Consider the following 14,152-nt stretch of genomic DNA (forward strand, 5'->3'; position numbering starts at 1 on the left):
CCTTACAGGGTAAAGCTGAGATGTAAAGACCGGGGCGCTGTCAGGGTAATAATCGGTTTAATCCACAACGGGCTGGGATAAAATTCATGCTTTGACGAATGATGCGAATGGAATGTGAGCCAGGTTGTAATTATTCTGTTGCCAGATTGCTAAATAAACAGAACTGCTTTAAACCTGTAGCCAGACCAACAGGTCAGACCTCTTACTTGTTACGGAGCGGTTCATTATGATGGTTCTTAGCATTGTCGCGACGCTGATTCTGATCGGCGCGCTTTTTTGGCACCGCATTTCGCTTCCAGCCAGCAGCGCTATCCTGCTGTTATGGAGTGCAGCAATGGCCCTATTCGATCTCTGGACGCCCTGGCTGTTGCTTCCGCTGGCCCTGATACTTCTGCCGTTAAACCTGCCGTCGATGCGTCGTTCGATGGTCTCTGCCCCCATGCTGCGCACCTTCCGTAAGGTGATGCCACCGATGTCACGTACTGAAAAAGAGGCGATCGATGCGGGCACAACCTGGTGGGAAGGCGATCTGTTTCGTGGCAATCCTGACTGGCAAAAACTGCACAACTATCCGCAGCCGCGTCTGACCGCTGAAGAACAGGCATTTCTTGATGGCCCGGTGGAAGAGGCCTGCCGTATGGCTAACGATTTTCAGATCACCCATGAAATGGCCGATCTGCCGCCGGAGCTGTGGGCTTACCTGAAAGAGCATCGCTTCTTCGCCATGATTATTAAAAAGGAGTATGGCGGACTGGAGTTTTCTGCCTACGCCCAGGCACGCGTGCTGCAAAAGCTGGCGGGCGTATCCGGCATTTTGGCGATTACCGTTGGCGTACCCAACTCGCTCGGCCCCGGTGAATTGCTGCAGCACTACGGCACCGATGAGCAGAAGAAGCATTATTTGCCGCGTCTGGCACAGGGCCTGGAGATCCCCTGCTTTGCATTAACCAGCCCGGAAGCGGGTTCCGATGCAGGCGCGATCCCCGATATCGGCATCGTTTGTATGGGCGAATGGCAGGGCCAGCAGGTGCTGGGTATGCGTCTTACCTGGAACAAGCGCTATATCACCCTGGCACCGATTGCCACCGTGCTGGGCCTGGCATTTAAGCTTTCCGACCCTGAGCATTTACTGGGCGATACCGAAGAGCTGGGCATTACCTGTGCGCTGATCCCAACCCATACGCCAGGCGTTGAGATCGGCAAACGCCATTTCCCGCTTAACGTGCCGTTCCAGAATGGTCCAACGCGCGGTAACGATATTTTTGTCCCTATCGACTACATCATCGGCGGGCCTAAAATGGCCGGTCAGGGCTGGCGCATGTTGGTTGAATGCCTGTCGGTAGGTCGCGGCATCACCCTGCCCTCCAACTCCACCGGCAGCCTGAAAAGCCTGGCGCTGGCAACGGGCGCCTATGCGCATATTCGTCGCCAGTTCAGGGTTTCTATCGGGAAGATGGAAGGGATTGAAGAACCGCTGGCGCGCATCGCCGGCAACGCTTATGTGATGGATGCCGCCGCCACGCTGATTACCTGCGGCATTATGCAGGGCGAGAAACCAGCGGTGCTCTCGGCGATAGTTAAATATCACTGCACCCATCGCGGCCAGCGCGCCATTATCGATGCGATGGATATTGCTGGTGGTAAAGGCATTATGCTCGGCAAGAGCAATTTCCTTGCCCGTGCTTATCAGGGCGCACCGATCGCAATTACCGTCGAAGGCGCGAATATTCTGACGCGCAGCATGATCATCTTTGGTCAGGGCGCAATCCGCTGTCATCCTTATATCCTGCGTGAGATGGGCGCCGCAGAGCGTAACGACCTGCCAGAGTTTGATCGCGCGCTATTCAGTCATATTGGACATGTCGGCAGCAACCTGATTCGCAGCCTGTGGCTGGGTGTTACCGGCGGTTACGGCAGCGCTGCGCCAACCCGCGATGCAACCCGCCGCTATTACCAGCATCTGAACCGCATCAGCGCGAACCTGGCGCTGCTGTCAGATATTTCGATGTCGGTACTGGGCGGTAGTCTGAAGCGACGCGAACGCGTTTCAGCCCGGCTGGGCGATATTCTGAGTCAGCTTTATCTTGCCTCGGCGGCGCTAAAACGTTACGACGAAGAAGGCCGTAATGTAGCGGATCTGCCGCTGCTGCACTGGGGCGTGCAGGATGCGCTGAATCAGGCAGAGAATGCTATTGACGATCTGCTGCGTAATTTCCCCAACGCGGCGGTTGCAGCCACACTGCGTGTGATGATTTTCCCGGCAGGCCGCCACTGCCGTGCGCCATCGGATCGTCTGGACCATCAGTTAGCGAAACTGTTGCAGACGCCGTCCGCAACGCGCTCTCGCCTGGGACGCGGTCAGTATTTAACGCCGAGCGAACATAATCCTGCCGGACAGCTGGAAGCGGCGCTACAGGATGTAATGGCTGCGGAAGTGATTCACGACCGTCTTTGCAAGCAGTTGAAAAAGCATTTGTCATTTACCCGACTTGATGAGCTGGCACAGCGCGCCTTGCAGGAGGAGTGGATCACACAGCAGGAGGCGGATGTTTTAGTGCGTGCCGAAGCCAGTCGCCTGCGTTCGATTAACGTTGATGAGTTTGAGGCGGATGCGCTGGCTACCCAGCCGGTAAAGCAGAATCAGACGCATGAGCGTAAAAGCGAAGCCGCCTGAGGGCGAATAAAAATAAAGACTACCCAGCAAGCGTCACGTTTGCGGTAATAAACCGGACATTTTAGCGTGGCAACCAGGGCCTGAGCGGTAACGCTCTGGCCTTTTCTTTATGAAAAGCAGGAACGGAAGTTTTACTTTTATCTGCCTGTGCGGCAGTGAACAAGCGCATAAGGTTTTAACGTTTTCAGTTAAGTGGCGAGACCAAAAAATAACTTCTTTAGGCAAACAAAATTAATATAGAAACTTTGTTTTGGCGCAGAAAAAAATCTTTCTTTAACTTTATATTAACACCTCGCTGAAACCCCTGGCACATTGTTCATAACATCTGGATTATTATTGAAATAATTTTTCAATGGATTGTATTGGATAAAATAATGAACTGCCGTTTTCACCTGCCAATTCAATAAAACCGAGACTGGTATAAAATTGTTTGGCCTCATTATCCAGGGCGTCGACAAACATGCCATGTATACCTACCGCCAATGACGCGTGATAAACAACGCTCATCGCATGAGAAACCAACATGCTTTCCCAGCCTTGCCCATGCAGAGTTTTATCTATCGCCAGCCTGCCAAGGGTAACGCATGGCACATTTTTATATGGGATTTTTTTCTGTTGCGTTTTAGAGGGCAAGCTAGATCTTTCAAAACTACCGCCGGATAACGTGTAATAGCCCAGGACTTTTGGCTCCGCCTCGTGATTTATCAGCACATACGCTCTTAATATTTTCTCGTTATGTTGACGTCTGAGATGCTCGAGCAGAAATTTATTTAAAGTTGTTTTGTCACAATCAAAGTTATTTATTTTGTACTGAGCTTCATCCGTGAAAAGCTCGACTTTTAAAGTGTCCAAAACTTACTCCATGTTCTGTAGACGTTGGGCCGCTCGCTTTAACTTTACATTAGGTTCAGGTGGATTGCTGATGGCATCCATAACCTGCTTCCATGATGCTTCATTGAGCACTATACGTTGATGCTGTTCAATGACTTCAGCTGCCCGTTCAGATGCACTTGCCAGCATAAATTGCGAGATGGTTAGATTGCTGAGAGAGGCCGCGTTTTCGATAAGCGTTTTATCTTCTGGAGATAAACGCAGATCGATGCGTTGTTTCTTTAATGTGTTTGCCATGTTTCCTCTATGTCCATATGACTGACGCATTGCTATGCAATACAGTTTCAGGATTTGATACGCCTGCATGTACGGTCTCTTACCGTACATGCAGTATGTGGTGAGGCGGACTATTTTTTAATCAATCGTTATATGATCCCAAGAAATACCACCGAGAAACCAGTAAAAGTCGTTTGATAAGCTGCCTGTACGGCAGTGAACATCGTGTTCATCCTCAATCCACAGGTAATACTTTTCTAAGCTGCCTGTGCGGCAGTGAACCCTGGAGCAGATTAGCTTGAATGTATGCTGAACCAGCACGGCCAACGTATCGACATTATCAATACGCCAGCCGCAGCAATAAGCATCGTTTTCAAACTGAGCAAGACTCTATTTTCGCCAGAAAAAGCGCGAGAAAAGTATCAGCACCGGATAAATTTCAAGACGTCCCATTATCATGGCGGCACACATCAAATATTTAGCCCCTTCGCTAAGCGTACCAAATGTGGATGCCGTTTCTCCAAAGCCAAGCCCCATATTATTGATACAGGCCGCAACGGTAGCGAAAGCGGTCATCAGGTCATAGCCCATGATATTGAGCATCCAGACAAAAAACACCGTGAACAGTACGTAAAGAAAAAAGAAACTCCATACCGAGCGCAACACGCGTTCCGTCACCACGCTCTCGCCAACCCGAATGCTTAATAGCGCACGAGGATGCGCCAGTTGATGTAGCTCATGGCGGCTTTGCTTAAATAACACCAGGAAGCGCAGCGCTTTGATACCGCCGCAGGTCGAGCCCACACAGCCGCCAAAAAAGCTTGCCGTCAGTAACAGCACAATAGTATGTGCAGGCCAACTGGCATAGTCGCCGGTCGCCAGGCCATTATCGGTAATCATAGAGCTGGTCAGGAAGAACGCATGCACCAGACTGTCCGTTGCGTTATACATGCCGACATGCCAGAGCTGCCATGCGGTTATCAACACTATAATCAGCGTCACCAGCAGGAAAAAGCGTAGCTCTGCATTACGGCGAAACGGTTGTAATGTGCGTCGGGTAAAGGCAACAAACCACACGGTAAAGTTAATTGCTGACAGTAGCGAGAAAAGCCCGGCAACCAGTTCGATCGCAGAACTGTTCCAGTAACCAATGCTCTCGCTGCGTGTGGAAAAGCCGCCCAGCGACACGGTAGAAAGGCCATGACAGAGCGCATCAAAAGCGGGCATCCCCGCCAGCATATAAGCGGCGCAACAGGCCAGTCCCAGCAGCAGATAGGTAAGCCACAGGCTGCGTGAAGTATCGGCCAGACGCGGCGTCAGGCGCTCTTCTTTAAAAGGGCCGGGCATCTCTGACTGATAAAGTTTCGCCCCACCAATTCCCAAAAGCGGCAGTACCGCGACCGCCAGAACAATAACTCCCAACCCGCCGATAAAATTGAGCTGCGCCCGATAATAGAGATAGGCAGCCGGCAGGTTGCTAACGTCGCCAATCACGGTGGCGCCCGTGGTGGTGATACCGGATACCCCTTCAAACAGCGCATCAATAAAACTCAGCCCCACCGAATCATCCAGCCAGAGCGGCATGGCGCTGATAACCGAAAACAACAGCCAGAACAGAACAATAATCAGAAAGCCGTCACGGGTTTTAAGCTGTATACCGGCACGTTTGGTGGCAAGCCAGGCACCGCCGCCCAGGATAAAAAAGGTGAAGAAGGTAGTAAAAAAAGCAAACCAGCTGCGCTCTTTGCTGAATAAAGCGACCAGCATCGGCGGCAGCATGGAAAAGCTGTACAAAAACACCAGAAAACCGCACAGGTGAATAACCACGCGCACCTGTGAAAAATTGAGTGTGAGATAGCGTTGCAAAGCAAGGCTCCCTGATGACAAAAGATCGGCAGCAATGATGCCTTCTTACCGGGCATATCACAAACTCAGATAAAGCAACGGATGAATATATTCATTATCTACAGAAGATTGTATTGTGCGCTCTGAGGAGTGTGGCCACGGAAAGCCCATCCATAAAACTGGCTGTCACGCCTGGTCAGCGGTGGAACTAAAAACGTTGTCGGTTGTAACAGGTGAATTTATAAATTACGCTTATGTATCGGCACGAAACAGGACAACCTGGCCTTGAATAAATATTCGTCAAATACTTCCTCCCGCCTCAGACATACGCCTCTTGGCAGGAGTATGGCGGCCTTTTTGCTGCTGACAGCCATGGCCGTTATGGGCATTAATGCCTGGACACTATGGAGCTCCTGGCAACAGCGAATTACAGAGCGCGAAGAGGATGCCCGTAATCTCGCCGTCTCGCTGGCAAAACAGGCAGAAGACGCCTTTCTTCAGGTGGATATTACCCTCTCTGATGCGGTCAGGCAGCTCACGCAGCAGGGGCCAGACTATGCAAAAACGGAGGCTTTTTCACGTCAGTTGAAAGAGCAGCACGGTAAACTGCAGCAACTGCATGGGCTTTTTATTTACGATGCACAGGGAAACTGGATCGCCACATCAGGCAATTATATCCCTTCAAAGGGCAGCAATGCAGATCGGGAATATTTTGTCTGGCACCGTAGCCACTCTGATACCTCTGTTCATATCGGTCACGTTATTCGCAGCCGTTCCACTGGTGAACAGGTTATCCCGGTATCGATGCGCCTGAACGACAGTGCCGGTCATTTTGCCGGCGTCGCACTGGCCACGGTTAAAGTGGACTACTTCAGGCAATTTTACGGTTATTACACCCTGGGAGCACGCGATGTTCTGGGGCTTATCCTCGCCGATACCACCGTATTGTATATGCGCCCCCTGCCGGATTCAGTGATTAACCGAAGCCTTTCTGCCAGCCCGCTGTTCAGAATCGCGCTTAAAACATCCGCCAGCGGCAGTGCAACATGGCGCTCCGCGCTGGACGGTATTGAGCGTATTTATGGTTATGCCCGGCTGGAGCAGTATCCGCTGGTCGTCACCGCTGGCTATGATCGTGACAGAGTGCAGAAAGCGTGGCTTGAAACCAACCTCACAGATGTGGTGCTTAACCTGATCCTGCTGACCATGATAATGGGAATGGGAGTATTTATTCTGAAGCAAATCAGGACCAACGTCAGAAACCAGCTTGAGCTGACGCAGGTCAGAGATGAACTTACCACCATTAACCATACCCTGCAGTCGATGGCGCTGATTGACGGCCTGACCGGCCTGGCTAACCGCAGACAGTTTGATGTGGTGCTTGAAGAAGGGCTGCAGCGCTCGAAAAAAACTGGCGAGCCGCTGTCATTAATCATGATAGATATCGACTTTTTCAAACGCTATAACGATACCTGCGGTCACGTAGCAGGTGACATGTGTCTGAAAAAGGTAGGCGGCCTGCTGAAAGGTGCGACTCACCGTCATACCGATCTGGTGGCGCGCTACGGCGGCGAGGAGTTCGCTATCATTCTGCCTTTTACCAGCGCACCGGATGCCAGGCAGTTTGCTGACCGGGCGGTTAAGGTGATCAGAGATGCCGCGATTGTCCATACCTCGACGGAACTGCCGGAGAGAGTGGTCACTATCAGCGCCGGCTGCGGTACGATTATCTCAAATGGTGAGGACAACGAAGCCGAGCTGCTGAAGAAAAAGGCAGATAATGCGCTTTACCATGCCAAACGCAACGGACGTAATCGGGCTCAGGGAGAGATCTAACCTTAATCTGCGCCTCTCAGCTCTGTTGTTCTTGTCTGTAACGATGTGCAACCTTCACCACGGAAGGTTGTACATCCAGTCAGGGCAAACCCTAGCCGTTCTGTCGAATACGGGCAATCAGCGTATCGATATTATCGATATGCGGCGCGGCAACAATTAACGTTTTCCCCAGGCTAATCGCGTGACGAATACACTCAATGCGCATCGCTTCATCCTGAATGGTTTCCAGGTCCGCCACGTGTGCCATGCCGACTGTACGACGAATCAGTTCGCTGCCGCAGTAACCGATACTGTCCGCAAATACTTTCTTCAACCAGGTCGCGGTATAGTCCGGCCACGCCAGCATGCGATCGCGGCTTTTTTCCGCTGCCAGTGCCTGAAAGCATTCGGCAAATGTCAGCCACAGGGTGCGTATATCCTGTAAACGCTGCTCGCGCCCGTCGGCCGCTTCACGCGTCGCCAGCAGCCCCGGCAGCGCACAATAGTTCAGCAGCAGGTTACCCAACGCCGTACCCACGTCAAAACCCACTGGCCCAAAATACCCAAACTCGGCATCAATTGCTTTCAGGCTACCGTCGGCAACAAACACGGAACCGCTGTGGATATCACCATGCAGGTGCGCTTCCGCATGGGAGAAAAAGCGGTGCTTTAGTCCGGCGACCTCGTTACGCAGCCGTTCATCGCTACGCAACTCCGCCACCTCAGTTTCCAGCTGTGCCGGGTAATCGTTGCGCGGATGATCTTCATAGGGATCGGTAAAAAAGAGATCCTCAGTGATTTCACACATTTCAGGATTAGTAAAACGGATAACCCGCGCCTTTTTCTCATGAGGATGCAGGTAAAAATCGGAGGTATGAAACAGCGTTTGCGCCAGATATTCACCCAGCTGACGCGTCGCCTGCGGACAGTAGCGTCCCTGTACCAGCTCACCGCGCCAGATACGATAGCTGGAGAGATCTTCCATCACCATCACCGCCAGCTCAGCATCGTAATGCAATACTTTTACCGTATGCTGCGGGCAGTGCCGATAATGTTCCGTGAGCGTTTCAGCTTCCAGTCGCGCACGCTCCAGTGTCAGCGGCCAGGACTCGCCAACGCAGCGCACCCAGGGCAGCGCCTGCTTTACCACAACGCGACTGATGCCGTCGCGATCGAAGATTTTAAATACCAGATTAAGGTTACCGTCACCAATCTCTTCAGCCGTTACCAGCGAAGATGCATCACTTAGCCCACCAAATCGCTGCGCATATTCCACCGCATCGGCGGCAGTGAACGTCCGGTATTGCGACATTATCCGTTTCCTCTGCAAATCTGTAGTAAAAGCCGTTCAGACGTCTATACTTCCGTTTCGCATGTTGGCACAATATGCTGCATTAACGCAACATGGATTTCACTGTTATGCAAACTCTTCATACCACCAGCCTGCAGGTGCGCGATAACCAGCTGTGGATCCTCGATCAGCAGGCTCTGCCGCAGCAAAAAAACTGGCTGGACGCGAGCAGCGTGGAAGCGCTGGTTAGCCATATTCATGCGCTGCGGGTACGCGGTGCGCCATTAATTGGCCTCTCCGCCAGTCTACTGCTGGCGCTGCTGGCGGAAAATGGCATGTCCAAAAACCAGCTGACGCAGGCGCTGGAGATCTTACGCGCCGCGCGTCCTACTGCCGTTAATCTGATGAACAATCTGGACAGGATGAAGCAGGCGCTGCTGCAGGAAAATTTCGTTGATGCGTTAAGCGCTGAAGCGCTGCGGCTGGTGGAAGAAGATAAAGCGCTATGCGACAGCATCGCTCAGGCGGGCAGCCAACGGGTAGCGCCCGGCAGCCGAATTTTAACCCACTGCAATACCGGCGGTCTGGCTACCGCTGGCGTTGGCACCGCCATCGGCGTTATCGCCCTGGCTTTTCAGCAGGGAAAAGTCGAACAGGTCTGGGTGGATGAAACTCGCCCGCTATTACAGGGTGGCCGCCTGACGGCCTGGGAACTAACCGAGCTGGGCATTCCCAATCGTTTGATCTGCGATTCCATGGCGGCCGCGCTGATGGCGCAAAAACAGGTGGACGCCATCTGGGTCGGTGCCGATCGTATTGCCGCTAACGGCGATGTCGCTAACAAAATCGGCACCTATAGTCTGGCGGTGCTGGCGCGCTATCATCACATCCCTTTTTACGTAGCCGCGCCGCATACCACACTCGATCCGCACTGCCCCAACGGCAGTGCCATCCCGATTGAGCAGCGCGCCGCCTCCGAGGTCACTGGCGTATCCGGCAGCTTTGGCCAGCTACAGTGGGCGCCGGAAAACGCGCAGGTATGGAATCCGGCATTTGACGTGACGCCAGCAGAATTAATCAGCGGTTGGGTGTTGGATAGCGGCGTGGTAACGCCTGAAGAGGTGGCGGCCGGTTATTTCCAGCCGCGATGAACCAGAATCAGGGCAGACGCGGGTAACTAACCGCAATCGGATCGCCGGTGAAGTTGGCGATCCAGCCTTCCGGGTTATCGAAAATACGGATCGCGGTAAAATGCGGGGTCGATCCCATATCAAACCAGTGCGGTGTACCGGCCGGTACGGAGATCAGATCATTTTTCTCACACAGGATTTGGTAGACATGCCCTTCCAGATGCAGGCAAAACAGCCCGGCCCCTTCGACAAAAAAGCGCACTTCGTCTTCACCATGGGTATGCTCCGCCAGAAACTTACTGCGCAGCGCCTCTTTTTGCGGATTATCGGCGCGCATGCTGATCACATCCCAGCTTTGATAGCCCTTCTCCGCAACCAGTCGATCGATGGCATGCTGATAAGCATTAATCACGGTTTCCGCATCAGGGTTTTCGCCTAATTCGCGGTTGGCTTCCCAGCGTTCAAAGCGTACGCCGCGCGCGTTGAGCTGCTCGCGAATCGCCTCAGGATCGGTGCTGTGCCACACCGGCACCGTGGTTTCTGTTTCGGTATAGATGGTCAATTCACTCATAAGGAAAACAGCTCCAGCTTAATCTGATCAAAACGGTTTACCTGGCGATGAAGACTCTCATTATCCGCTTCGCCGCGAATCAACTGCAGGGTGTACCAACCGGCCTGCTGCGCAGCATCCAGCTCCTGGCGAATATCAGACAGGAACAGCAGCTCGCTGGCAGGCAGATTAATCTGGCGGGCAATATTTTGATAAGCTCTGACCTCACGCTTGGCCCCGACATGGGTATCAAAATAACCGCTGAACAGCGCTGTAATATCGCCGTGATCGCTGTAGCCGAACAACAGCTTTTGCGCAGCAACCGAGCCAGACGAATAAACGTACAGGGAAATCCCCTGTTCATGCCAGTTCTTTAACGCAGGCAATACGTCAGGATAGAGATGACCGGTAAAATCACCGTTAAGGTAGCCGCTGCGCCAGATCATGCCCTGCAACGCTTTCAATGCGGTGGATTTACGGTCTTCATCCATAAAACGATACAGCACGGTAATCAGCTGTTCGGTATCCGCCTGCGGCTGGTTGATCTCCTGACGCAGATCGTTCAACGCAGCGGCCACCGCCGGTTCTGCCATATGAGTACGCAGATACGCCGCCAGATGCTGACGCGCCCAGGGAAACAGAACATTATGCACGAAGCGAATGTCGCTGGTGGTGCCTTCAATATCGGTAACAATTGCGCGGATCATTATCTCTCCAGCAAACGACGTTGCATTTCACAGTTAAACAGGAACTCCAGCCCTTCCAGATGGCGACGCGCCTCCTGCACATCCCTGCCCCAGCAGGTCAGGCCATGACCGCGCAGCAGAAAACCGTAACGCAGCGGCCTGGTTTGCGCCCAGGCTTCAATACGTGCCGCCAGCGCGCTGATATTCTGATCGTTATCAAACAGCGCTATCGCTACGCTATCCAGATGGCTGCGCTGGCCGGACAGCGACTTTTGCATTTCATAGCCCTGCAGCAGCAGCGCCGATCCTGTTTCAATACGTGACAGCACGGTGCTGTTAACGCTGTGGGTATGCAATACCGCGCCCGCCTCCGGAAACAGGCGATAGATAAGCGTATGCAGGCCGGTTTCCGCAGAGGGCTTGCGCCCTGACGGTGCCAGGCCGCTGGCGATCTCTACTTCAATAAAATCGGCGGCGGTCAGGCTGCCTTTGTCCTTGCCAGATTCGCTGAGCAGGCATAATCCTCTCTCCGCACGGATCGACATATTGCCGCCGGTCGCCGGTGCCCAGCCCTGTTGCCCAATCCAGTGGCAGGCAGCCACCAGCTGCGCCAGTTGTGGAGTTACGGTCATTGCGCTCCTTTTATCGGCCTCGCCGTTACGGGAAATTTTTGCTTTTAGACGTCTACCCATCTTGATTGCCAAATACTAACATCATGATTATAGTGGCTCAACACAGCCGTAACATCGGGCCGCTACCCGCACGAAAGGTGAGCTATTTATGCGTTCTAACCCGTTGATCCCACAAAGCAAGCTGCCGTCGCTCGGCACCACCATTTTTACCCAGATGAGCGCGCTGGCGCAGCAGCACAACGCGATTAATCTCTCGCAGGGTTTTCCCGATTTTGACGGCCCGCGTTATTTGCAGCAGCGGCTGGCGCATCATGTTAGCCAGGGCGCAAATCAGTATGCGCCGATGACCGGCGTAGCGGCGTTACGTGAAGCAATTGCCGATAAAACGGCGGAACTTTACCGCCATCGCCCTGACGCTACCGCCGACATTACCATTACCGCTGGCGCGACCGAGGCGTTATATGCAGCGATTACTGCACTGGTGCGGCCTGGTGACGAGGTGATCTGCTTTGATCCCAGCTATGACAGCTATGCGCCCGCCGTCACGCTGTCCGGCGGCGTGATAAAGCGCCTGACACTGCAACCACCCGCCTTTCGCGTTGACTGGCAGGCGTTTCGTGAGTTGCTGTCGCCGCGAACCCGGCTGGTGATCCTGAATACCCCGCACAATCCTTCTGCCACCGTTTGGCAGCAGAGCGACTTTGCCGCGCTGTGGCAGGCCATTGCTGATGAAGAGATCTATGTGCTGAGCGATGAGGTATATGAACATATCTGCTTCACCGACGAGGGTCATCACAGCGTGTTAGCGCATGCGCAACTGCGCGAGCGGGCGATTGCCGTCTCCTCTTTTGGTAAGACATACCATATGACCGGCTGGAAAGTGGGCTACTGCGTTGCGCCAGCGGCGCTAAGCGCTGAGATCCGCAAAGTGCATCAATATCTGACCTTTGCCGTGAACACGCCTGCTCAGCTGTCGCTGGCCGATATGCTGCGCGCCGAACCAGAGCATTATCGCGATCTGCCTGCGTTTTATCGGGCGCGCCGCGATAGTTTTGTTCAGGCGCTCAGCCGTAGCCGTTTTGAAATCCTGCCCTGCGAGGGCACCTACTTTCTGCTGGCGGATTACAGTGCAATATCCGATCTGGATGATGTCAGTTTCTGTCGCTGGCTGACAGAGGAAGTCGGCGTGGCGGCGATCCCGCTATCGGTATTCTGTGCCGACGCCTTTCCTCATCGCTTGATTCGTCTTTGTTTTGCCAAGCAGGAAACTACCCTGCTGGCTGCTGCGGAGCGCCTGTGTCAAATTTAACGCTTTCACTGTTACAACAACCGCTGGTCTGGATGGATGGCGAAGCCAATCTGGCCCATTTTGATACGCTACTGGCGTCGCTTTCCGGGTGCGATTTAATCGTGCTGCCGGAGATGTTTACCACCGGCTTTGCGATGGAAGCGGCGCGTGAGTCGTTATCCCAGCATCGGGTGGTCGCCTGGCTGCGTCAGCATGCGCAGCGTCTTAACGCCATGGTGGGCGGCAGTGCGGCGCTGCAAACGGAAAAAGGTGCGGTAAATCGTTTTCTGCTGGTGGAGCCGGATGGCCGCGTACACCATTACGACAAGCGCCACCTGTTTCGCATGGGCGACGAGCATCACTATTATGTTGCAGGCAGTCAGCGAGAGATCGTGGAATGGCGCGGCTGGCGTATTTTGCCGCAGGTTTGCTATGACCTGCGCTTCCCGGTGTTTTCCCGTAACCGCGACGATTACGACCTGGCGCTGTATGTCGCAAACTGGCCGGAGGCGCGTGCTCATCACTGGCAGGCGCTGCTGATGGCGCGCGCGATTGAAAACCAGGCTTACGTTGCTGGCTGCAACCGCGTGGGTGAAGATGGCAAATCGCTGCGCTACAGTGGCGATAGCCAGATTATTTCGCCGCAGGGCATTATTCTGGGCCGTGGCGAAGCGCATCAGCCAGCAGTGTTACATGCTGAGCTATCGCTGGAGGAGCTACGGTCATATCGCGAACGCTTCCCCGCCTGGCGCGATGCCGACGCGTTTGACTGGCGTTAAGTATTGGGTGGGCTGGTCAGTCCTGCAAAGAGACCAGCTCAATACACAGCAAATCCTGTTGTATTGTCACTGATTTTATCAGCGCCTTTCTAGAAAAGTTACATCCCTGCCTTACAAATAAGCTCTTTTTAATTTTTTCACCTCTCTCCTCTTTTTGTCGGTTCTGTTCGATATCTGGTCATCTTTGAACATCCTCTACTACATAAAAGTAATTTAACATTTTCATGGTTATCCCTCTGTGAAACGGGGCTGGAATAAGTTCTTGTGAAACAGGATGACTGTATGAAGGGGGAAACGGCAGCGATTGTGCAGCAATTCTCTCATGCGTCACGGGTTCATACCGCATATTGATAGA

12 protein-coding genes are annotated in these 14,152 nt (G+C 53.3%); 5 read left to right on the forward strand and 7 right to left on the reverse strand.

All coding sequences use genetic code 11. The features are described from left to right. The first annotated feature begins 226 nt into the window (after window positions 1-226). A complete protein-coding gene (gene fadE / locus ACQE3Z_RS17150; protein ID WP_426974714.1) occupies window positions 227-2,674 on the forward strand; it encodes an acyl-CoA dehydrogenase FadE in 2,448 nt (815 codons plus the stop codon). A 333-nt stretch (window positions 2,675-3,007) separates the two neighbouring features. Here fadE and ACQE3Z_RS17155 read toward each other — a convergent pair whose 3' ends face one another. The 3 genes from ACQE3Z_RS17155 to ACQE3Z_RS17165 all read right to left on the reverse strand — a co-directional run bounded on the left by ACQE3Z_RS17155 (window position 3,008) and on the right by ACQE3Z_RS17165 (window position 5,647). Continuing rightward, entirely contained in the window at window positions 3,008-3,526 is a 519-nt protein-coding gene (locus tag ACQE3Z_RS17155; protein ID WP_426974715.1) for an N-acetyltransferase, read from the reverse strand. Window positions 3,527-3,529: 3 nt separating this feature from the next. Continuing rightward, on the reverse strand, window positions 3,530-3,802 hold the full coding sequence (locus ACQE3Z_RS17160) for a DUF1778 domain-containing protein (RefSeq protein ID WP_426974716.1): 273 nt from the start codon (window positions 3,800-3,802) through the stop codon (window positions 3,530-3,532). Window positions 3,803-4,171: 369 nt separating this feature from the next. Continuing rightward, complete coding sequence (locus ACQE3Z_RS17165) at window positions 4,172-5,647, reverse strand: TrkH family potassium uptake protein (protein ID WP_426974717.1); 1,476 nt, start codon at window positions 5,645-5,647, stop codon at window positions 4,172-4,174. A 324-nt stretch (window positions 5,648-5,971) separates the two neighbouring features. Between ACQE3Z_RS17165 and ACQE3Z_RS17170 the strand changes: the two genes are divergently transcribed. Then, window positions 5,972-7,462, forward strand: coding sequence for a sensor domain-containing diguanylate cyclase (locus tag ACQE3Z_RS17170; RefSeq protein ID WP_426974718.1), 1,491 nt, complete (start codon window positions 5,972-5,974; stop codon window positions 7,460-7,462). A gap of 91 nt (window positions 7,463-7,553) precedes the next feature. Here the strand turns inward: ACQE3Z_RS17170 and mtnK are convergent, their stop codons facing one another. Beyond that, window positions 7,554-8,753, reverse strand: a complete 1,200-nt coding sequence (gene mtnK / locus ACQE3Z_RS17175; RefSeq protein ID WP_426974719.1) for an S-methyl-5-thioribose kinase — start codon at window positions 8,751-8,753, stop codon at window positions 7,554-7,556. Window positions 8,754-8,860: 107 nt separating this feature from the next. Here mtnK and mtnA point away from each other — a divergent pair, with 107 nt between their 5' ends. Continuing rightward, on the forward strand, window positions 8,861-9,883 hold the full coding sequence (gene mtnA / locus ACQE3Z_RS17180) for an S-methyl-5-thioribose-1-phosphate isomerase (RefSeq protein WP_426974720.1): 1,023 nt from the start codon (window positions 8,861-8,863) through the stop codon (window positions 9,881-9,883). Between the two features lie 7 nt (window positions 9,884-9,890). Here mtnA and ACQE3Z_RS17185 read toward each other — a convergent pair whose 3' ends face one another. From ACQE3Z_RS17185 to ACQE3Z_RS17195, 3 genes are read right to left on the reverse strand one after another with little or no spacing between them, the layout of a single operon-like run. Then, window positions 9,891-10,433, reverse strand: a complete 543-nt coding sequence (locus ACQE3Z_RS17185; RefSeq protein WP_426974721.1) for a 1,2-dihydroxy-3-keto-5-methylthiopentene dioxygenase — start codon at window positions 10,431-10,433, stop codon at window positions 9,891-9,893. Then, on the reverse strand, window positions 10,430-11,119 hold the full coding sequence (mtnC, locus tag ACQE3Z_RS17190; RefSeq protein WP_426974722.1) for an acireductone synthase: 690 nt from the start codon (window positions 11,117-11,119) through the stop codon (window positions 10,430-10,432). Before mtnC ends, ACQE3Z_RS17185 begins: the two co-directional genes overlap by 4 nt. Further along, window positions 11,119-11,730 (reverse strand): methylthioribulose 1-phosphate dehydratase, encoded by a 612-nt coding sequence (locus ACQE3Z_RS17195; RefSeq protein WP_426974723.1) that lies wholly within the window; start codon window positions 11,728-11,730, stop codon window positions 11,119-11,121. Before ACQE3Z_RS17195 ends, mtnC begins: the two co-directional genes overlap by 1 nt. A gap of 148 nt (window positions 11,731-11,878) precedes the next feature. On the opposite strand from ACQE3Z_RS17195, the gene ACQE3Z_RS17200 reads away from it, so the two are divergent. Then, on the forward strand, window positions 11,879-13,039 hold the full coding sequence (locus tag ACQE3Z_RS17200) for a pyridoxal phosphate-dependent aminotransferase (protein ID WP_426974724.1): 1,161 nt from the start codon (window positions 11,879-11,881) through the stop codon (window positions 13,037-13,039). After that, the gene (locus ACQE3Z_RS17205) at window positions 13,027-13,797 is read left to right on the forward strand and encodes an amidohydrolase (RefSeq protein ID WP_426974725.1); all 771 of its coding nucleotides are present in this window, start codon (window positions 13,027-13,029) and stop codon (window positions 13,795-13,797) included. Before ACQE3Z_RS17200 ends, ACQE3Z_RS17205 begins: the two co-directional genes overlap by 13 nt. The last annotated feature ends 355 nt before the right edge of the window (window positions 13,798-14,152 follow it).

This window comes from Pantoea sp. FN0307 (assembly GCF_050113815.1).
GTDB classification, from domain to species: Bacteria; Pseudomonadota; Gammaproteobacteria; order Enterobacterales; family Enterobacteriaceae; genus Mixta; species Mixta alhagi.

Excerpts from the sequence above, each read along its gene's own strand:
- fadE (WP_426974714.1), top strand. The coding sequence starts at position 227 with ATGATGGTTCTTAGCATTGTCGCGACGCTGATTCTGATCGGCGCGCTT.
- mtnC (WP_426974722.1), bottom strand. The coding sequence starts at position 11,119 with ATGATCCGCGCAATTGTTACCGATATTGAAGGCACCACCAGCGACATT.
- ACQE3Z_RS17195 (WP_426974723.1), bottom strand. The coding sequence starts at position 11,730 with ATGACCGTAACTCCACAACTGGCGCAGCTGGTGGCTGCCTGCCACTGG.
- ACQE3Z_RS17185 (WP_426974721.1), bottom strand. The coding sequence starts at position 10,433 with ATGAGTGAATTGACCATCTATACCGAAACAGAAACCACGGTGCCGGTG.
- mtnA (WP_426974720.1), top strand. The coding sequence starts at position 8,861 with ATGCAAACTCTTCATACCACCAGCCTGCAGGTGCGCGATAACCAGCTG.
- mtnK (WP_426974719.1), bottom strand. The coding sequence starts at position 8,753 with ATGTCGCAATACCGGACGTTCACTGCCGCCGATGCGGTGGAATATGCG.
- ACQE3Z_RS17200 (WP_426974724.1), top strand. The coding sequence starts at position 11,879 with ATGCGTTCTAACCCGTTGATCCCACAAAGCAAGCTGCCGTCGCTCGGC.
- ACQE3Z_RS17160 (WP_426974716.1), bottom strand. The coding sequence starts at position 3,802 with ATGGCAAACACATTAAAGAAACAACGCATCGATCTGCGTTTATCTCCA.
- ACQE3Z_RS17170 (WP_426974718.1), top strand. The coding sequence starts at position 5,972 with ATGGCGGCCTTTTTGCTGCTGACAGCCATGGCCGTTATGGGCATTAAT.